This window comes from Streptomyces sp. NPDC015139, from assembly GCF_043079785.1.
Taxonomy (GTDB): Bacteria; Actinomycetota; Actinomycetes; order Streptomycetales; family Streptomycetaceae; genus Streptomyces; species Streptomyces albidocamelliae.
In genome coordinates, this window is the sequence record NZ_JBIBUW010000012.1 from 54157 (window position 1) to 73146 (window position 18990).

An 18990-nucleotide genomic window follows, 5' to 3' on the forward strand; every position below is an offset into this window, starting at 1 on the left:
AAAGGCGGCCTGCGCGGTACGGCGGCCTTCGAGCGCGCCTGACACGTGGTGTCGTCCTGCGGTCTCCTTCAAGCGAAGCAGCCCGCCTGCCCGCCACAGGGCCCGGGATGCGCCGACGATTCAGGCAAATGCCCGACTCGCGAACACCGATTCCGGCGCGTACGGCCACGGCGATGCGCTAGGCCGTGTCCGCGCCGAACGTCCGTGCGCATGCCCACGCCCTGACCGGGAATGACACGGTGAATGTCCGCGTCCTCCCGGTAGGCGGCGTCGTTTCCAGTTCATCACCGTTGCTCTGCTCGGCCTCAGCCCGGCGGGCCGAGCCCTCCGCAGCCGACACACCCGGAGCAGCCGATGACGAACAGCTTGCGAGACGCCCGTGTCTGCCTGGTCCTCGCCACCTCCAGCGCCGCCACCGGTGTCTACTTCGCGGTCCACGCCTCCTGGTGGTGCGTGCCCGGTTTCTACTGCGCCGCCTTCCTCGGCTGGTGCGAACGGCGCCTGCGCGCCGACCACCGCCGCCGGCTGTGGCAGGAGGAATGGGAGAGGCGGCGCCGCGTACCGGGTGAGCGGCCCGGACCGCTGATCCCGTGCTGCAGGCTCGCCCTGCACAGCGAGGGCGCGGCACACGACCGGTGGTGCGTGGACGGACCCCGCCGCGCCCCCGGCGGAGGTTAGGGTCGGTGACGTACCACCGTCAGCGGCAGGAGACACGATGCCGGCAGGGCACCCCCCGGAGGACGCCGCTCGGGCCCGGCGCGGCGGGCCGGCCCCGGCCGTGAGCGGCGGCGAGGACGACGCCCTCGACGGGGAGGCGCCGGGCCGGGTGCCGCCCCGGACGGCCAGGGCCCTGTGGTGGGGGTCGGCCGGTCTGGTGCTCGCGGTGCTCGGCACCTCGGTGCTGGTCGCCGGCGCGGACGACGGCCCGCGGTCGGCCGTGGCCGCGGCCCTGGTCCTCGCGCAGGTTCTCGCCCTCAGGTGGCAGGTGCGCGCCCCGATCGCCGTCCTCGCGGCCGACGCGGTGACAGGGCTCGCGGTGTGGGCGCTGCTGCCCGCCGTCACCCTGACCGGAGCGCTGCTCGCGGCGCAGATCACGTTGTGCGTGCTGTCGGCGACCGGACCCCGGCGGCTGTCGGCGCGGGCGCTCGCGGCGATGTGTCTGCCGGCGCCGCTGGCGTTCGCGGCGGGCGGGCCCACGGGGCTCACGGTCTATCTGCTGACGGTGGTCCTGGCGTGGACCGCGGGGCAGTGGCGCGGCGCGCAACGGGCCCGCACGAGGGCGGAGACGCGCCGGGCCGTGGTGGAGGAGCGCGCACGGATCGCGCGCGAGGTGCACGACGTCGTCGCCCACACCCTCTCGGTGATGGTCATTCAGGCGGGCGCCGCCGACCACGTGTTCACCGAACGGCCCGAACAGGCCCGGCAGGCCCTGCGGGCCATCGAGACGAGTGCCCGCTCGGCGCTGGGCGAACTCCGCCTGCTGCTCCGGGCGTTCCGGCCCGACGAGGGGGAGGAAGGAGCCGGGGAGCCGAGGCAGCCGGTGCCCTCGCTCGCGCGTCTGGACGAACTGGCCGACACCGTACGGGCCACCGGGATGACCGTGCGCCTGCACCGCGAGGGCGCCACCGAAGGGCTGCCGGCCGCGGTGGACCTGGCGGCGTACCGGATCGTCCAGGAGGCCCTGACCAACACGCTGCGCCACGCGGCCGGCGCCGACGAGGTGAGTGTGCGCGTGACGGCTGAGGAGGAGTGCGTGACGGTGAGGGTGGTCGACAACGGGCATACCCCGTCCGGTGGTTCGGGTACGGCCGGAGCGGGACGCGGTCTCGTGGGGATGAACGAGCGCGCCCGGCTCGTGGGCGGCAGCCTGCGCGCCGGTCCGCTGCCCGGAGGCGGGTTCGAGGTGGCGGCACGGCTGCCGGTGGAGCGTGCGTCATGACGCTGCGCGTGGTGGTGGCCGACGACCAGACCCTGGTCCGCACCGGATTCCGCATGATCATCGACGCCCGGGACGACCTGGAGGTGGTCGGTGAGGCGTCCGACGGCCGGGAGGCGGTGCGGCTGACGCGGGAGCTGGAGCCCGACGTGGTGCTGATGGACGTACGCATGCCCGTCCTCGACGGCATCGAGGCCACCCGGCGGATCGCGGAGTGCGGCAGCCGGGCCCGAGTGCTCGTGCTGACCACCTGGGACGTGGACGCGCACGTGGTCGCCGCCCTGCGCGCCGGGGCGAGCGGATTCCTGCTCAAGGACATCCGTCCCGCCGAACTCGTCGACGCGATCCGGCTCACGGCGCGCGGCGACGCGCTGCTTGCGCCGACCGTACTGAGCCGCGTCCTCGACCGTTTCCTGCGCACCACGCCCGACCTCGAGCCGCCGCCCTCCCTGCGGGACCTCTCCGGCCGCGAGCGCGAGGTGCTCACCCTGATCGGGCAGGCCCTGTCGAACGCGGAGATCGCCGAGCGGCTGCGGCTGTCGGAGGCCACCGTCAAGAACCACGTCACCGCGGTGCTGCGCAAACTGGGTCTGCGCGACCGCGTCCAGGCCGTCGTCGCCGCGTACGACCACGGCCTCGTCCAGCCGCGCCGCCCCTGACAGCGGTCTCCTCCTCCAGGAGGAGACCGGGCCGCGATCCTCCTGTGCTCCCAGTGCCGGTCCCTTCCCGCGGCCGATCCGTGGCCGGGGCGCCCGGCCGTAGCGTCGAGACGTGACCGACGACCTGACCCGCCACATGTATCTGCTCGCCCACGACGACGCGGCCCACGGCCCGTACGACCGCTCCCGGACGGAGCTGCTGGTCCGTGCCGCCGCCCTGGTCGACCTCGCGATGCGCGGCCGGCTCAAGGAGGACGGCGGCACCGTCACCGTGTCCGGCACCCGGCCGACCGGCGACCCCGTCCTGGACGGCGTGCTGCGCGACGCCGCGGGCGGTCACGGCTGGAAGCAGCTCGTGCGCCGCCACCGCAAGCGGACCCTGACGGAGGTGGAGGACCGGCTCGCGGCGGAGGGACTCCTCACCGTGCGGGAACCCCGCACCCCCTTCGGCACCCGGCGGCTGACCCTGACGGACCACGCCGCGCCCGCCGCCCCGCACACCCGCGTGTCCGCCGCGCTGCACGGGGACGGCCCCGTACCGGACATCCTCCTGGCCGACGCCGCGCTGCTCGCGCTGGCCGCCGCGGGCGGAGTCCGCTCGGTCGTGTCACGCCAGGACCGGAAGACCTTCCGGGCCCGCATCGACGCCTGCACGGCACGGCTCGCGGCCCTCGCACCCGGACTGGAGAAAGCCGTACGCGCCCTGCCGACGACCATGATCGCCGCGCAGGGCGGCATGGGCGGCAGCTGACCCGCCGGGGGAGACGATGACCACGCACCGCGTCCTGACCACCCTGTGCTGCGCCCTGACCGCCGTACTCGCGACGGCCTGGTCCGCGGCGCCGTCGGCGGAGACCGGCCGCCCCGCCGCAGCGACGGCCCGCACCCCTGCCGGCCCGGCGCCCGGTGACACCACGACTCTGCGTACCCACGACGGCCTGGTGCGCGGTGCCCACCACGACGGCTACCGCACCTTCGAGGGCATCCCCTACGCGGCGCCCCCGGTCGGCGGCCTGCGCTGGGCGCCGCCCCACCGGGCGGCCCCCTGGTCCGGGGTGCGGGACGCGACCCGGCCCGCGAGCGCCTGCCCGCAACCCGCCGGCGAGGTGCCCGGCGGCAGCACCGACGAGGACTGCCTCCACCTGAACGTCACCACGCCCGACGGTGCGGGACCCGCACGCCCCCGGCCGGTGATCGTGTGGCTGCACGGTGGCGGCTTCACCACCGGCGCGGGCAGTTCGTACGACGTCCACCGCATGGCCACCCGGGGCGGTGTCGTGGTCGTCACGGTGAACTACCGCCTCGGAGCCCTCGGTTTCCTCGCGCACCGCGGGCTGCCCGGCTCCGGCACCTTCGGCCTGGCCGATCAGCAGGCGGCGCTGCGCTGGGTCCGGGCCGAGATCGGAGCCTTCGGCGGGGACCCGCACGACGTGACACTGGCCGGCGAGTCGGCGGGCGGCTACAGCGTCTGCGCCCAGCTCGCGTCACCGGCCGCCGCGGGCCTCTTCGACCGGGCGATCATCGAGAGCGGCCCGTGCACGGGGCGCCCCGACCGGCCGTTCGCCCCCTCCTCCGTCCTGCTCTCCACGGCCCGTGCAACGGGCGCGGACCTGGCGGCGACGGCCGGCTGCGGATCCGCCCGCGAGGTGATGGCCTGTCTGCGACGCGTGGACGTCACCCGGCTCCTCGCCGTCCAGGACACCGAGCAGCAGCCCGCGTACGGCACGCCCCTGCTGCCCGGCGAACCCGCGGCGGCGATCGCCGCCGGCCGCTTCCACCGCGTCCCCGTGCTCATCGGCAACAACCACGACGAGGGCAACGGCTGGGCCGCGGGCATCGTCCAGGCCGGGAATCCCGTCACTCCCGGCACCTGGCCCGACGTCGCGGCCACCTTCTTCCCCGCCCCGGGCCGGGCGAAGGCGATCGTCCGCGAGTACCCGGTGCACCGCACCGACGGCGGCCCGGTGTTCGGCGCGGTCATCGGTGACGCGGACTTCGCCTGCCCCACGGCACGCACCGGCGACCTGCTCGCCGCCCATGTGCCCGTCTGGCGCTACGAGTTCGCCGACGAGCACGCCCCGCCACTCACCCCGGGCACGCCGCCGTTCCCACTCGGCGCACCGCATGCGAGCGAGCTGCCCTATCTGTTCGACCTGGGCGGACGCTCCCGCGAGCTGACCGCGCCACAGCAGCGGCTGGCCAACACCATGATCGACTACTGGAGCCGTTTCGCCCGCACCGCCGACCCGAACGGCCCGTCCGCACCGCCGTGGTCCGCGCAAACGGCGCAGTCACTGGCACCGGACCACATCGCGCCCACGGGCACGGCACGGCTCCGCCATCACTGCGCGTTCTGGAGCGCGCTCGGTTGACCGAGGAGGCGACCGCCGTGGGGATCCGCCGGTCCGGCCGGTGGGCCCCACGGGTGACTTCGCTTCCGTCGAGAGAGCGCCGGCACGGACGCGTCACCGGTATGCCCCGGAGCCGCCCCGTCGTGAGGCCTGACGCTTGAGGAACGGCTCCAGCGCGGCGAGGAGTTCGGTGGGCGCGTCCATGGCGATGAGATGCGCCGCGGAGGGGAACTCGACGAGTGCGGCGCCCGGGATCGCGGCGGCGCGGGGGAACATGGTGATCCGCACACGGTTCCTGGACTACCCGGGCAGGACGGTGATCCACTGCCACATCCTCAACCACGAGGACCTGGGCATGATGTCGGCGCTCCAGATCGACAAGTAGCCTTTCTACGGCGCCGGGTTCAGCGGATCCTCGACCACGCCGGCCAGGCGACCCGCTTCGCCGGCCGGGTCCACGCCCAGGTCCAGAGCGGCGGCGGCCGCGGTCAGCGCCCTGAGCGCGGGTACGAGACCGGCGCGCTCCCGCGCGGGCAGGCGTCCGACCAGCGAGCGGATCTCGGTTCGCCGACGGGCCAGGACGCCTTCGACGAGGTCCTCTCCCGTGCCGGTCAGGCGCAGTACGACCTCACGGCGGTTGTCCGGGTTGACGCGGCGGTCGATGAGGTCCAGAGCCTCCAGCCGCTCGGCCATGCGCAGCGCCGTGGACGGGGTGACCCCCAGGGTGGCGGCCATGGCGGCGAGCTTGATCGGTCCGCAGGTGTGCAGGGCGACCAGGGACCGGAGCTGGGGCAGCGTCAAGGGCACGTCGACGGCGGCCAGCGCGCGGGCGGAGAGCGCCACGATCAGCCGGGACGCGGCCATGACCGCGAGGGTCACGTCCTCCGCCTCGCGATCCAACATCTCGTCCGAGCCCGAGCCGTCGTTGCCCTGCTGCGCCATGGAGTCCTTCTTCCGCCACTTTCGGTGAACAGTCCGGATTTCTCCTGTCACCCAAGGTGACCATTGCACAATGCAATGGTAGGCTGGTCTGCAGATGCCGGGCCGTGCGGGCGCGACGGCCCCGGTGCTGAGGGTGATGACCATGAGAAGCGAACCGATACACGAAGCCTATTCCTTCGTATGCCTGCGCTGCGGGCACGCCTGGGAGGGTGCGTACGAGATCCGGCACGTCCGGGACGGCGCGGGGCACCTGCGCGCCGCCTACTACCTGAAAGGCGGCCTGCGGGTGCGGTCGCCGCTCGTGGACAACACCTGCCGGGTGTGTGCGGGGCGGCGGATCCGCATCCTGCGGCCGGGGCGGGTCCGCTCGGCCCGTCCGGCACCGATGTGAGGGCGCCCGCGTAGCCCGGGGTACGCGACGTACGCGCGACGAGGCGCCTACGTCCGCGTGCTGCCAACCGCCCGTACGCCGAACGTCGTTCACCGCCCACTGCCAGTCGTCCGACGTGACCCGTCCGCCGCCTGCCGTACGCCCGGGTGACCAAGTGAACGGGATTCCAGGTGACCGGGCCGACCCCCGCCCGGTCGGTTCACCTCGCACCCCGGCCGGGCGCCCTCGCGCCACCGCGCGGGCGCGTCCGGATCAGGCCTGCACCGGCCACCCCCCCCATGTCCCCGCACGGGCAGCGTCGCCCGTGATTACCGCCGCTCCCGCTCACACCGCCACGCCGTCGGAGCGCCGCTCGACGGTGCGCAAGCGGACGGCCCCCCACTTCCGCCATGCCCTTTGGAGCCACCATGTCCACGTCCACCTCGCCCGCTCCCCCCGACGCCCGCTCGCACTCTCCGGGCGGTCCGCCCGGCTCGGTCCGCCACCCTCCGGTCGCGGCGAGGATCGCCCACCTGGGGGACTTCCATGTGCCGCCGCGCGTCGTGCTCATCGCGCTGCTCGCAGCGCCTGTCGGTGCCGTCGCGGCGGTCGTCGCCGCGGGACTGCTCAAGCTGATCGCGCTGATCACCAATCTCTCCTTCCTCGGGCGCTTCGGGTTCGGTGCGGCCGTACCCGGCGACGCCGCCCACCGCTGGCTGCTGCTCGTGATGCCCGTCGTGGGCGGCCTCGGCATCGGGGTCATGGCCCGCTACGGCTCCGAGAAGATCCGCGGTCACGGGATGCCCGAGGCCATCGAGTCGATCCTGGTCGGCGGCAGCCGGGTACAGCCCCGGGTGGCCGTGCTGAAGCCGGCGTCGGCCGCGATATCCATCGGGACGGGCGGCCCCTTCGGCGCTGAGGGGCCGATCATCATGACCGGCGGTGCCGTCGGCTCCCTGATCGCCCAGTTCCTGCGCGTCACCACCGACGAGCGCAAGGCCCTGCTGGTCGCGGGGTCCGCCGCCGGCATGGCCGCGACCTTCAACGCGCCGCTCGCCTCCATCCTGCTCGCCGTCGAACTGCTGCTCTTCGAGTGGCGCCCCCGCTCCTATCTCCCGGTCGCCGTCGCCGCCGTGACCGCGACCCTGGTCCGCGGGCCGCTGCTCGGTACCGACCCGTTGTTCGGCGGTGCCCATGTGCCCCAGCGCATCGGCCTGTCCGCCTACGGCCTCTGTGTCGTCGCGGGTGTCGCGGCCGGGCTGCTCGCCCTCGGCGCGACCTCCCTCGTCTACTTCTCCGAGGACCTCTTCGCCCGTCTGCGGATCCACTGGATGTGGTGGCCGGCCATCGGCGGCGCGATCATCGGGGTCGGTGGCCTGGTCGAACCGCGGGCCCTGGGCGTCGGCTACGACGTCATCGGTGCCCTGCTGACCGGGCACGCCACCGTCGGTCTGATCGTCGGTGTCCTCGTCGTCAAGACCCTGATCTGGGGGCTGTCCCTCGGGTCCGGCACCTCCGGTGGTGTGCTGGCCCCGATGTTCATGGTGGGCGGTGCCCTGGGTGCCGCCGAGGCCCTGGTCTTCCCCCATGTCAGCCCCGGCTTCTGGGCGTTGGTCTCGCTCGCCGGCGTCCTCGGCGGTGTGATGCGCTCGCCGCTCACCGGGATCGTCTTCTGCCTGGAGCTGACGCACGAGGTCAACTCCCTCATCCCGATGGTGATCACCGCCTCCGCCGCCTATCTCCTCTCGGTGGTCCTCCTGAAGCGTTCGGTGCTGACGGAGAAGCTGGCGCGCCGTGGACTGCACCTGACCCGTGAGTACTCCGTCGACCCGCTGGAGGTGCATCTCGTACGGCAGTTGGAGACACCGGTCGCCGTGACCTTCCGCGCCGACCGGCCGGCGGGCGAGATCACCGCGCTGCTGCGCGCCGCCCACGACCAGGGCGACCCCGACCGGCTGCTCGGCCAACGTCTGTACCCCGTGCTCGGCGCCGACGGGAGTCTCACCGGGGTCGTCACCCGGGGGCAGCTGATCCACGCCGACCCCGCCGACCGCACCCCGCTCGGCGACCTGGCCGCCGCCCCCGTCACCGCCCACCCGGACGAGACCCTGCGTGCCTTGGCCAACCGCATGGCCCAGCACGAGGTGACCCGCCTCCTCGTGACCTCTCGCGGAGAACACCCGCAGGTGGAGGGCATCATCAGCCTCCGCGACCTGCTGACCGCGCGACGCATCGACCTGCACGAGGAGCACCACGCCGAACGCGTTCTCGGCCTGCGGACCCGACGCGCGCCTGCCGCCGCCGCGACCTGAGCGCGGCGGCAGGGGCCATGCGCCGGGAAAATCCAATGCCCTGCACAACTATTGCAAAGGGCAAGGAAAGCTCCGTATAGAGATTCTCAACAGTGTGTAGTCACGCCATCGCCTTGTGTCACAGCTCCTCCATGCTGACGGAAGCGGAATACCGACTGCGTAGGAAGTGGGCACGGTGGGACGGCGCGGCGCCCGGCGGGAAGCGGAACGAGCGGCGGCACTGGCCGCCGACCAACTGCTGCGCCTCGGCGGGATACTGCGGCCGACCGCGACCGCGACCGCGACCGCGACCGCGACCGCGACCGCGACCACTCCCGACCGGCGGGCGGTGTTCCGCACCGGCCAGGGCGTCAACGACACTCCCTACCGGGAGCGTTGGGCCCACGACAAGGTCGTCCGTTCCACGCACGGCGTCAACTGCACGGGCTCGTGCTCGTGGAAGGTGTACGTCAAGGACGGCCTGATCACCTGGGAGACCCAGGAGACCGACTACCCGTCGACGGGCCCCGACCGGCCCGAGTACGGGCCGCGCGGCTGCCCGCGCGGCGCGTCCTTCTCCTGGTACACCTACTCGCCCACGCGTGTGCGCCACCCGCACGTGCGGGGCGTCCTCCTGGAGATGTACCGCGAAGCCCGCGCACGCCTCGGCGATCCCGTGGCCGCGTGGGCCGAGGTGACCGGCGACCCCGGCAGTAGGCGCCGCTACCAGTCAGCGCGCGGCAAGGGCGGCCTGGTGCGCGTCGGCTGGGACGAGCCCCTGGAGATCGCCGCCGCCCATGTGCACACCATCGCCGCGCACGGACCGGACCGGGTCGCCGGATTCTCCCCCATCCCGGCGATGTCGATGGCCTCGCACGCGGTCGGCGCCCGCTCATGTCGCTGATCGGTGCGCCGATGCTCACCTTCTACGACGGGTACGCCGACCTGCCGATCGCCTCGCCACAGGTCTTCGGCGACCAGACCGACGTACCGGAGTCGGGGGACTGGTGGGCTACCGCTCCCGCGGCGGTGCCACCGGCCGCCCGCGCCGGGGACGACCGCCGATCCGTTGACCCTCGGCTCAGGGCGCGGTGAACAGGGTGGGGAATCGGGGGGCCAGCCACGGCCGGGTGCCCCACGCGAGGACCTGCCCCTGCGCGATGGCACGCCAGGGATTCAGCCGGCCCAGCGCGATCAGCAGGAAGGCGACGGGATCCAGCAGGATGGTGGAGTCCGCGCGCCGCGGCGGCGGCCCCGGTGTCACCCGCACGGTGCCGTCGGCCAGGGACACGCCGAACATGCCGCCCCCGCGCAGCCGGATGCGGTAGTGGGCGTCGATCCCGGCCGTGGCCGTCGGGTTCGCGACCCGCGGCATGACCGACAGCATGAACGGCATGCACAGGCCCACTCGGGCCCGGTCGATCATGTGCGGCCGCTTCACGGCGAGAGCGAGGTCGTACCCGTGGCCGAGCATGTGCGTGAGCAGGTAGGACGCGAGAACGGAGCGGTCCATCGGGCCCAGCGGCGTGGTGGGTGCCGGGCCGTCGGCCTCGAAACGCGACACGGCGTCCAGGAACGCCTCGGCCTGCTCCATGATCATCCTCGCGAGAGGCTCCGCCTCGCGCTCCCCGAAGACGGCGAGCGACTCCGCGTTCGCCTCGGCGAGACTCTGCGGGGTCCCGTCGCCGTAGGGGCGTTCCCGTCCGGCCGCCAGGTCGGCCATCAGCTCGTTGGCCATGGCGAGATGGGCGGCGGCTTCGCCGATGGTCCACTCCGACCCCGGCACGGCGAGCGTCATGTCGCTCGCGCCGCGCACCAGCGTGGCGATCTCCTCGGCGGTGTCCCGGATCGCCTGTCCCAGCCCCTCGGGCAAGGACCACGAGCCGTCCTGCCGTACCGTCGTGTGCACGTTGATCGCTCCGCTCCCACCGCCCGGCACGCCCACCGTGCCTGCGGCGCTGGTACCCAACCAGACCACGGAGGCGCACGGCAAGCCCCGCGCGCCCCTCGGCTCCGGCTCCGCGCCCGGAAAAGCAGTCGATGGCGCCGCGGTGCCCTGGCACAGTGGCGCACCATGGATGACTTCGAGCTTCTGACGGCGGCCGACGTGGAGCTCATGCAGGACCTGGCCCAGCGGGTCACCGCCGTCCGTCCCGATCTGGTGAACAGCGACGCGTCGCTGGGGGAACTGGCGTGGATCTGGGGCGAGGGCCACGCGCGCGAGGGCGGGAGCTGGGTCCGCCGCCTGTGGTTCTCCGGTGACGTCCTGGTCGCCTGGGGCTGGGTGGCCCTGCCCCACCGGGTGACCCGGAGCGACGGAACGGTGAAGGACGTCACCGGCGCGGGTCTGAGCTACCAGGTCCATCCCGACCACGGTGCACTGGTGGACGAGGTCATCGACTGGTACGACGCCGTGGCGGCTGGCGTGGAACGCACCGTGGTGCCGAGCGCCGCCGACGAGTACGCCCTGGGGCGCTGGGCGGCGCACGGCTACGGGACCGATCCGGCCGCACTCGGCGACACCGGCTCCTGGACGCAGCTCAACCAGCGCGACCTCGACGACGTGGAACGGCCGGCACTGCCCGACGGGTTCCGCTTCCGCACCGCCGACGAGGCCGGGCCGCGGGCCGCGGTCCAGGCGCACGTGGACGCCTGGGCACCGTCGACGTACACGACCGAGGGCTACGAGGGGGTACGGGGGACCCCGCCGTACCGAGGCGACCTGCACGTACTGGTGGAGGCGCCGGACGGGACGATGGCCGCATCGACGATCATGTGGCTCGACGCGGCCAACAGGACCGCCCAGTTCGAGCCGGTCGGAACGCACCCGGACCACCGGCGGCGCGGGCTCGGCAGGGCGATGCTGCTGCACGGGATGCGGCTGGCCCGCGAGGCCGGCGCCGACCACATGACGGTCGCCTGCCTGGGCGCACCGGGACACCCCGGGGCACGCGGGCTGTACTACGGCGTCGGGTTCCGGGAGTTCACCCGGGACGCGCCGCTCATCAGGTCCGGGGGCGAGACCGGCTAAGCCGCCGGCCGGGAAGGACGGCGGTCCCGCTCTCCGGGAGGAGAACAGGACCGCGGGAGCGGCGGACGATCCGCCCGTCACCTCAGGACGTCACAGCGCCGAGGTCGTTCCCTTCCCGGACGCGCTGCCCGCGAGCCACTCGTCCCAGCTCAGGTTGAAGGCCGCATAGCCGTTGTCGGCCGGGGCCTTGGCGCGCGACGAGCCGGTGATGGTGACGGGGTCGCCCTGCTTGACCTGGCCGTAGAACCACTTGGCGTCCGACATGGACAGGTGGACGCAGCCGTGCGAGCCGCGGGCGCTGCCGCTGCCCGGGTTGGGGTCGCCGGTCGAGTAGTGCACGTAGGTGCCGGACTGGGTCAGGTGGACGTCCCAGGGCAGCGTGAGGTCGTAGTAGTTGGGGCTGCCCTTGTCGCAGCTGATGCCGACGCTGCAGGAGGTCATGTGGACCTTCTCCTGCTTGTCGATGACGGCCATCGTGCCGTTCCACGTCGGGTACTGCGGGCTGCCCGCGTTGATCGACAGGGTGCGCACCGTCTTGTCGTTGCGGGTCACCTTCATGGTGTGGCCCGTCACGGAGACGTCCGCGCGCACATCGTCGCCGATCTTGAAGGTGTGCGTGTAGCCGTGCACGCCGTAGCGTCCGTTGCCGTTGCCGACGCCCGTCATGTCGGCGTCGATCTTCACCTTGGTGCCGGCGGGCCAGTACGTCTGCGGCCGCCAGTCGGCCCGCTTGTCGCCGAACCAGTGCCAGGCGCCGGTGACCGGCTGCGAGGTGCTGACCTTCAAGTGCTTCTCGACGTTCGCCCGTGCCTTCGCCGCCACCGGGTTCGTGAAGACCACCGAGATCGGCATGGCCACGCCGACCGTGGTTCCGCTCTGCGGAGTGATCGTCTCCAGCAGCATCGGCGGCCCCTTGGGCTTCTTCGGCGAGGGCGAGGCACTCGCACCCGGCTTGCCCGACGCCTTGGCGTCGTCCCCGCCCGCCTTGTCACTACCGCCCCCGCCGCAGGCACTCGCGCCCACCAGCACCGCAGCCGTGACGAGTGCGATCCCTATGCCGCCCTTGCGCCGTCCCACGACCTGCCCCCGCTCTCTAGCCCTTCGGCCCTCATGGGCCCGACTCCCTGTCAGACAGACAGGGGACCGGACCCAGTTGCGTGCGTTGCGTAAAACGTGTCCCAAGAATGGCGGGTGCCCGCACAGGAGCACTCACACTCCGGGGTCGGCCCGGATCGGTTCGGGCCGCCGTCCGCGCGCCGCCTCCAGCTGCGCGGCGAAGGCGAGTCCCAGGAAGAGGGCGACGGAGGTCAGGTAGGCCCACAGCAGCAAGGACATGAAGGCACTCAGGGGGCCGTAGATCGTGTCGAAGGAGCCGCTGACGTTCAGGTAGAGGGTCAGCAGCCAGGTCAGTGTCATCCACAGGATCAGGTAGACGGCCGCGCCGAACGCCAGCCAGGTGTAGCCGGGCTGCCTGCGGCGCGGGGAGCGGCGGAAGACGGTGCTCGCGGAGATGAGGGCCAGCAGCAGCCCGAAGGGCCAGCGCAGGACGTCCCAGGCCGTCCGGGCGCTGTCGTCGAGGTGGTAGACCGCCACCGCCGCCGCGGCGAGGTCGTCACCGGCGACCAGGACGACGAACCCGAGGCCGAGCGGGAGCCCCGCGCCGAGGGCCATCAGCAGGCCGCGCAGGTACTTGGCACGGAAAGGACGGTCGCGTTCGTTGCCGTAGATCCGGTTGGCGCCCCGCTCGATCTGGCACATCGCGGTGGTGACGTTGACCAGGGAGAAGGCGGCACAGAGCCAGAGGGCCACCGCGGCGCCGTCACCGGCCGTGCGCCGGCCGCGGGTGAGGGCGTCGTCGACGACGCCGGCGCTGGGCCCCCGGGCGATCCGGTGGATCGTCAGTTCGGCCAGCCTGCCCAGCGTCTCGGTGTGCAGGGTGGCCGACAGACCGACGAAGGCGATCGTCAGGGGGATGACGGCCAGCACCGTCTGCAGGGCGAGGGCCCGGGAGTGGCTGAAGCCGTCGGCGTACCGGAAGCGGGTGAAGGCGTCACGCAGCAGGGACCAGCCGCCGTAGCGGCGCAGGGCGGCCCACGCCTCGTCGCCTGACAGTTCCTCGCCGCTCATGTCCCGGGTCTCGGGAACCTTCGTCGCGGTACCCATTCACTTCTCCCGCGTCGGCTGCGGAGGGCCGGCGGTTCTCCGGGTCGCGGCGGTCGGCATGGTTCCCCCTGTGGTCGAGCGGGCGTACGGCGGTCGCCGGCGGCGTTCGTCCCCCGGCTCACGCCGTATGCCCGCTCGACCGAAGAGCAGGCGTCCCCGGCCGCGCGTGCTGTCTGCGCGAGACGCCTGTGCCGGAACACGGCCGTCCCCGAACGGCGTTGAGGCGGCCGGACCCGTCGCGGGCGGGAATGGGGGCCGCCGGCCCCGCGTTCACCGATCATGACCCACGCGCGAACGGTGACGGCCGTCCAGCACACCGCCTTCACCGAGACCCGGCACCTCGACGCCGAACCCCGGGCGGTGTACGGGGCGTTCGCCGATCCCGAGGTCCTGCGGCGCTGGTTCGGACTCCCCGGTCACGGCGCTACGTACACCCTGGACTTCCGCATCGGCGGCGGCGATCGGGCCCGCGGCACCTTCCGCCACCTCGACGGCACCGAGGAACGCGTCGAGTACCGCTCCCGCTACCTCGACATCGTGCCGGACAGGCGCATCGTCCAGGGCTACGAGTCACTCGTCGACGACGTCCTGCGCTGGACCTCGCTGGTGACGGTCGAACTGACCCCCGAGGGCCGGGGCACCTCGCTGACCTGGACCGAGCAGGCGGCCTTCCTCGTACCCACCGGCGACGGCGCCGCCGACCTCGCCCATCTGCGGGGTGCCGTCCGCCTCCGCCTGAACGGCCTCCCGGCGGCCCTGAAGGCCTCCGCGTAGCCGGCACACGGGTACGCCGGCCGCCCGGCCCCACCGTCACTTCCGGTCGCGGCCCCGCCGCAGCGCCCGCGTTCTCGTGCGCGTTCGCCGCTTCCTGGTGTTTCGTAGTGAGGGAGACGTGTGTGCTGGTGTCGGACCGGCGACGACGGGAGGTGGACGGTGACGGCGAGGAGCGGCAAGGTGGGGAGCGGCGAGGGAGGCCGGGCGATGCTCGCCGATCTGTTGCGCGCCAGCCACCTCATGCCGGTCGAGATGCTGCCCGCCAAGGCCTCCGAATGCGCGCGGGCCGCCGGCTTCCACCGGGTGCTCATCTACGTGGCGGACCTGCAGCGCACCAGCCTCCGCCTGCTGGCCGGGGACGAGGCGACCGGCGGGCAGTACGAGGCCGAACTCCACGTGGAGGGGACCGTACCGGGACGCGCGTACCAGTACAGCGACGTCCTGGCCGCCGCGTCGGCGGGTGAGGACGTCTTCGAGTGGTGGGTACCGCTGCTGGACGGGACGGAACGCATCGGGCTGCTCCGGGTGAGCGCGGGCCGCAACGACGCCGCGACCCGCACGGACATGGAGGCGCTGGCCGCGCTCATCGCGTTGATCATCGTGAGCAAGCGCCCGACGAGCGACGAGCTGGCCAAGCGGGTGCGGGCGCAGCCGATGAGCCTCGCGGCGGAGATGCAGTGGAACCTCCTGCCTCCCCGTACCTATGCGGACGCGCGGGTGGCCATCTCCGCCTCGCTGGAACCGGCCTACAAGATCAGCGGCGACGTCTTCGAGTACGCCGTCGACGGCCCCCTGGTCCACCTGGCGATCTTCGACGCGATGGGCCACGACACCGCCGCGGGCCTGTCCGGAACGCTCGCGCTGGGCGCCTACCGCAATGCCCGCCGCCAGGGCGCCGACCTCGTCGGCAGGTCCGATGCCGTCGAAGCGGCCCTGCTGGAGCAGTACGACCACCAGCGGTACGTCACCGGCATCCTGGCCACCCTCGACACCGGCACCGGCGTCCTGCAGTGGGTCAACCGAGGCCACCACCCGCCGATCGTCATCCGGGACAACCGCTGGACCACCCGCCTGGCCTGCACGCCCGGTCATCCCATGGGCACCGACCTCGGGCTGCCCACCACCGTCTGCCAGGAGCACCTCCAGCCGGGCGACCGCGTCGTCCTGTACACCGACGGCATCACCGAGGCCCGCCGGCCGGGTGGCCGGGAGTTCGGCATCGAGCGCTTCACCGACTTCCTCATCCGCCACCACGCCGACGGCCTGCCCGTGCCCGAGACCCTGCGCCGCCTCATCCACGCCCTGCTCGAGTACCACGAAGGCCGTCTCCAGGACGACGCCACCGTGCTGCTGTGCGAGTGGATCGGCCCGCACACGGAGCCGGTAACCGTGGCAGCCGAGTGGACGGGTCTGGCGCCGGGAGGACTCGGCGGCGGCGCGGGCCCGCGCCCCTGAACCTTCGGGCGCGCTCGCGGGCGGCCCCCGGGCGCATACTTCTGGTACGGGATCCGGCGGCGCGACGGGAGGCCGGCCGTGACCACATCGCGGATCGACTATCGGGCGCTGTTCACCGTGACGCCCAGCCCCTACCTGGTGCTGCGCCCCGACCTGGTGATCGCCGAGGTCAACGAGGCGTATCTGCGGGCCACCGGCCGCACCCGGGACGAGCTGATCGGCCGCTACCTCTTCGACGTCCATCCCGACAATCCCGCCGACCCGCATGCCGACGGCGTGCGCAATCTGAGCGCATCCCTGGAACGGGTCCTGTCCGCGCGGAGGCCGGACACCATGGCGGTGCAGAAGTACGACGTCCCGGTGACCGGCAGTCCGGGCGTCTTCCAGGTGAAGTGGTGGTCGCCGATCAACACGCCCGTTCTGGGGCCCGACGGAGAGGTCGCGTGGATCATCCACCGGGTCGAGGACATGACCGAGTTCCTGCTGAGCCGCGACCTGCGGGCGGGGCCCGACGACCCGTGCGGCGAGCGGGCCGCGATGGAGGCCGAGCTGTACACGCGGGCTCAGGAACTCCAGCGCCTGAACGACGAGCTCCGCGACGCCCACGGCCGGGAGCGGCAGACCGCCCTCAGGCTCCAGGAGTCCATGCTGCACACCCCGGACCTGGCCGAGCACCGCAACATCGCCGTGCGCTACCTGCCGGCCGCGCGCTCACTCAACGTCTGCGGCGACTGGTACGACGTCGTGGACCTGCCGGAGGGGCGGTACACCGTCGCGGTCGGCGACGTGGTGGGCCACGGCCTCGACGCCGCCGCCGTCATGGGCATGCTTCGCAGCACGCTGTCCGCGGCCATCCGTGCCACCGACGAACCCGGCAGAGCGATGGACGTCCTGAACCGCTACGCCCAGACCTGCGAGGGCGCTCTGGCAACGACCGCGGTCAAGGCCGTGGTCGACACGCGTGCCGAGCGCGTCATCTACACCAGCGCCGGCCATCTGCCGCCCGTGCTGACCCAGCCGAACGGCACCACGGTCCTGCTCGACCAGGCCACCGATCCGCCGCTCGGCGTGCCCTTGGACGAGGACAAGCGCCCCCAGGTCACGGTGCCGTACAACCGGGGCGACACGCTCGTCCTGTACACCGACGGACTCGTCGAACGCCGCGACGAGGACATCGACGTGGGGCTGCGCCGCCTCACCGACGTCATCGGCCGCCACGCGCGGATGAGCCCGGACGAACTGGCCGACACCCTCCTGACCCGGCTCGGCGTGGCCGACGGCGGACGCGACGACGTCGCCCTGATCGTCGTCCGCCTGTAGCCGAACGGCCCGGGGTGCCGGCCCCGGAGCAGCGGCGAACTCATTCCGTTTCCCTCGACACCGTGTTCCGCCACTGGTGATTCACCCGGTCGACATCTCGGTGCGGCAGGCTTCAGACGGGTTCGGGTTGAGGCTCCGGTTGTACGGCCGGGGCGACCTGGGGTTCCCACGTTCTGGTGGTCCGTATGTAGCCCTGGATCACCCAGGCCGTCGCCAGCACGAGAAGGGGGCCGAACGCCCACGGGTGCTTCGCCATCTCCACCGGCAGATAGCGGTACGAGATCAGCAGCACGCCGAAAACCGTTGTTCCGTAGGCGACGAACTGCATTCCCGCGCGATCCCAGCCGCGTGCGGCCGAACGCAGAGCCGCCTCGATGGTGAGCGTGAACACCACGCCGGCGATGATGTCGGCTCCGTAGTGGTAGCCGAAACCCAGAGTCGCGCCGAGGGTGGCGACGAGCCAGAACGCGCCGCCGATGCGCAGAGCGCGTGGGGCCTTGCGGGAATGAATGAAGATCGCGGTGGCCCACGCGGTGTGCAGGCTGGGCATGCAGTTCCGTGGGGTGAGATCGTCGTAGGGCATCGGGTGCGGCGCGCCGACCGGTGGCGTGTTCGGCCAGAGGTCGCCCACCGCCCAGTGCAGACCGCCGGTGCCGGTGGCGCCCGGGCCGTAGGCGAAGACGGGACCGACCACGGGGAAGAGCATGTAGATGCCGGGCCCCAGGAGGCCGATCACCAGGAAGGTGCGCACCAGGTGGTGGCTCGGGAAGCGGCCCTCCTTCGCCACGTCGCGCAACTGGTACAGCGCGACGACGACCGCGGCGACCGCGAGCTGGATGTAGACGTAGTCGAGGAGATGGGTGCCGACCGGACCGGTGGCCCTGACCACTCTCCCGACCACCCAGGACGGGTTGCCCAGCGCGTGGTCGGCCGTCGCGACGTACTGGTCCAGCACCGTCGGGCGGGTCTTCGACGTGATGAGCAGCCAGGTGTCACCCGTCTTGCGGCCGGCCACCAGCAGCAGCGCCAGCCCGACGCCTTTCAGCAGCAGCGCGCGCTCCCGGCCGGTGCGTCGTGTGACCGCGACGACCGCACAGCCCAGCACCACCCACAGCGCGCCGTTGCCGAACATCATCTTGGCGTCGACAGCCCACCGCACCAGAAAGAAGACGATGTCGATGCCGACGGCCACACCGGCCGCGATGAACCGTTGCCGCCAGGGGAGCACGACCATCATCAACGCCATGCTGGCGTACAGCAGCGGCCCCGATTTGGGCGCGAGTACGACTTCTTTCGCCTGGTTCGTCATGGGCCCGGGCAGGCCGTAGTGGCGTGCGGCGATCTCCAGCGCGACAAGGAAGCCGACGGTGACGGCCCCGGCCACGGTCCACAGGATCGCCCGCGGCCGGCGCCATGCGGCGAATGCGGATCTCCACTCTATTCGCCCACATACCCGCGGTGTTGTTGGTGTCAATTGTCCGGCCGATTTAGTAGATGTTGTCCATGAAAGTTGCCGATCGAGCTGGATGGTGCTTTTACCCGGTGCAAGGGCCGGTGTCCACGTCGATCGCCATAAGTCGAACATGTTATCGGGGGACGTCGCGCGGGTTTAACGGGGGATCGACCGCGGAGAAGACAACCGGCGCCGAGCCCCGCCCTCTCGCCGTCCTCCCCGTCCGCACCGGGCTGGTCCGCCAC

At 72.5% G+C, this 18990-nt stretch carries 18 protein-coding genes and 1 pseudogene; 13 read left to right on the forward strand and 6 right to left on the reverse strand.

Annotation, left to right across the window (positions count from 1 at the left end; all coding sequences use genetic code 11):
• The first annotated feature begins 354 nt into the window (after window positions 1-354).
• From ACF08B_RS28915 to ACF08B_RS28935, 5 genes are all read left to right on the forward strand, one after another.
• Window positions 355-678 (forward strand): hypothetical protein, encoded by a 324-nt coding sequence (locus ACF08B_RS28915; RefSeq protein WP_392320080.1) that lies wholly within the window; start codon window positions 355-357, stop codon window positions 676-678.
• A gap of 196 nt (window positions 679-874) precedes the next feature.
• Window positions 875-1939, forward strand: a complete 1065-nt coding sequence (locus ACF08B_RS28920; RefSeq protein ID WP_392320248.1) for a sensor histidine kinase — start codon at window positions 875-877, stop codon at window positions 1937-1939.
• Window positions 1936-2595: a response regulator transcription factor gene (locus ACF08B_RS28925; RefSeq protein ID WP_093698626.1), complete on the forward strand. Its 660-nt coding sequence runs from the start codon at window positions 1936-1938 to the stop codon at window positions 2593-2595. Before ACF08B_RS28920 ends, ACF08B_RS28925 begins: the two co-directional genes overlap by 4 nt.
• Window positions 2596-2707: 112 nt before the next feature.
• A complete protein-coding gene (locus ACF08B_RS28930; RefSeq protein WP_392320081.1) occupies window positions 2708-3346 on the forward strand; it encodes a GPP34 family phosphoprotein in 639 nt (212 codons plus the stop codon).
• Between the two features lie 16 nt (window positions 3347-3362).
• Entirely contained in the window at window positions 3363-4967 is a 1605-nt protein-coding gene (locus ACF08B_RS28935; protein ID WP_392320082.1) for a carboxylesterase/lipase family protein, read from the forward strand.
• A 93-nt stretch (window positions 4968-5060) separates the two neighbouring features.
• On the opposite strand, the gene ACF08B_RS28940 is transcribed toward ACF08B_RS28935, so the two are convergent.
• Window positions 5061-5222: an alpha/beta fold hydrolase gene (locus ACF08B_RS28940; protein ID WP_392320083.1), complete on the reverse strand. Its 162-nt coding sequence runs from the start codon at window positions 5220-5222 to the stop codon at window positions 5061-5063.
• On the opposite strand from ACF08B_RS28940, the gene ACF08B_RS28945 reads away from it, so the two are divergent.
• A complete protein-coding gene (locus ACF08B_RS28945) occupies window positions 5221-5331 on the forward strand; it encodes a multicopper oxidase domain-containing protein (RefSeq protein WP_392320084.1) in 111 nt (36 codons plus the stop codon). The two genes, ACF08B_RS28940 and ACF08B_RS28945, sit on opposite strands and share 2 nt — an antisense overlap.
• Window positions 5332-5336: 5 nt before the next feature.
• On the opposite strand, the gene ACF08B_RS28950 is transcribed toward ACF08B_RS28945, so the two are convergent.
• Window positions 5337-5888, reverse strand: coding sequence for a MarR family winged helix-turn-helix transcriptional regulator (locus tag ACF08B_RS28950; protein ID WP_392320085.1), 552 nt, complete (start codon window positions 5886-5888; stop codon window positions 5337-5339).
• Window positions 5889-6030: 142 nt separating this feature from the next.
• Here ACF08B_RS28950 and ACF08B_RS28955 point away from each other — a divergent pair, with 142 nt between their 5' ends.
• The 3 genes and pseudogenes from ACF08B_RS28955 to ACF08B_RS28965 form a co-directional block, all read left to right on the forward strand.
• Window positions 6031-6279: a hypothetical protein gene (locus ACF08B_RS28955; RefSeq protein WP_392320086.1), complete on the forward strand. Its 249-nt coding sequence runs from the start codon at window positions 6031-6033 to the stop codon at window positions 6277-6279.
• 407 nt (window positions 6280-6686) lie between these two features.
• Entirely contained in the window at window positions 6687-8570 is a 1884-nt protein-coding gene (locus ACF08B_RS28960; protein ID WP_392320087.1) for a chloride channel protein, read from the forward strand.
• A 253-nt stretch (window positions 8571-8823) separates the two neighbouring features.
• Window positions 8824-9569: pseudogene (locus ACF08B_RS28965) on the forward strand (molybdopterin-dependent oxidoreductase); the annotation flags it as partial.
• A 61-nt stretch (window positions 9570-9630) separates the two neighbouring features.
• On the opposite strand, the gene ACF08B_RS28970 reads toward ACF08B_RS28965, so the two are convergent.
• A complete protein-coding gene (locus tag ACF08B_RS28970) occupies window positions 9631-10458 on the reverse strand; it encodes a maleylpyruvate isomerase family mycothiol-dependent enzyme (protein WP_392320088.1) in 828 nt (275 codons plus the stop codon).
• A gap of 165 nt (window positions 10459-10623) precedes the next feature.
• Here ACF08B_RS28970 and ACF08B_RS28975 point away from each other — a divergent pair, with 165 nt between their 5' ends.
• Window positions 10624-11580, forward strand: coding sequence for a GNAT family N-acetyltransferase (locus ACF08B_RS28975; protein WP_392320089.1), 957 nt, complete (start codon window positions 10624-10626; stop codon window positions 11578-11580).
• Window positions 11581-11670: 90 nt separating this feature from the next.
• On the opposite strand, the gene ACF08B_RS28980 is transcribed toward ACF08B_RS28975, so the two are convergent.
• Entirely contained in the window at window positions 11671-12657 is a 987-nt protein-coding gene (locus ACF08B_RS28980) for an Ig-like domain-containing protein (protein WP_392320090.1), read from the reverse strand.
• Window positions 12658-12789: 132 nt separating this feature from the next.
• The gene (locus ACF08B_RS28985) at window positions 12790-13743 is read right to left on the reverse strand and encodes a YihY/virulence factor BrkB family protein (RefSeq protein ID WP_093471855.1); all 954 of its coding nucleotides are present in this window, start codon (window positions 13741-13743) and stop codon (window positions 12790-12792) included.
• Window positions 13744-14022: 279 nt separating this feature from the next.
• Between ACF08B_RS28985 and ACF08B_RS28990 the strand changes: the two genes are divergently transcribed.
• From ACF08B_RS28990 to ACF08B_RS29000, 3 genes are all read left to right on the forward strand, one after another.
• Entirely contained in the window at window positions 14023-14517 is a 495-nt protein-coding gene (locus ACF08B_RS28990) for an SRPBCC domain-containing protein (RefSeq protein ID WP_392320091.1), read from the forward strand.
• A 180-nt stretch (window positions 14518-14697) separates the two neighbouring features.
• A complete protein-coding gene (locus ACF08B_RS28995; RefSeq protein WP_392320249.1) occupies window positions 14698-15972 on the forward strand; it encodes a PP2C family protein-serine/threonine phosphatase in 1275 nt (424 codons plus the stop codon).
• A 78-nt stretch (window positions 15973-16050) separates the two neighbouring features.
• On the forward strand, window positions 16051-17292 hold the full coding sequence (locus ACF08B_RS29000) for a PP2C family protein-serine/threonine phosphatase (RefSeq protein ID WP_392320092.1): 1242 nt from the start codon (window positions 16051-16053) through the stop codon (window positions 17290-17292).
• Between the two features lie 112 nt (window positions 17293-17404).
• Here ACF08B_RS29000 and ACF08B_RS29005 read toward each other — a convergent pair whose 3' ends face one another.
• The gene (locus tag ACF08B_RS29005) at window positions 17405-18676 is read right to left on the reverse strand and encodes a phosphatase PAP2 family protein (RefSeq protein WP_392320093.1); all 1272 of its coding nucleotides are present in this window, start codon (window positions 18674-18676) and stop codon (window positions 17405-17407) included.
• Between the last annotated feature and the right edge of the window lie 314 nt (window positions 18677-18990).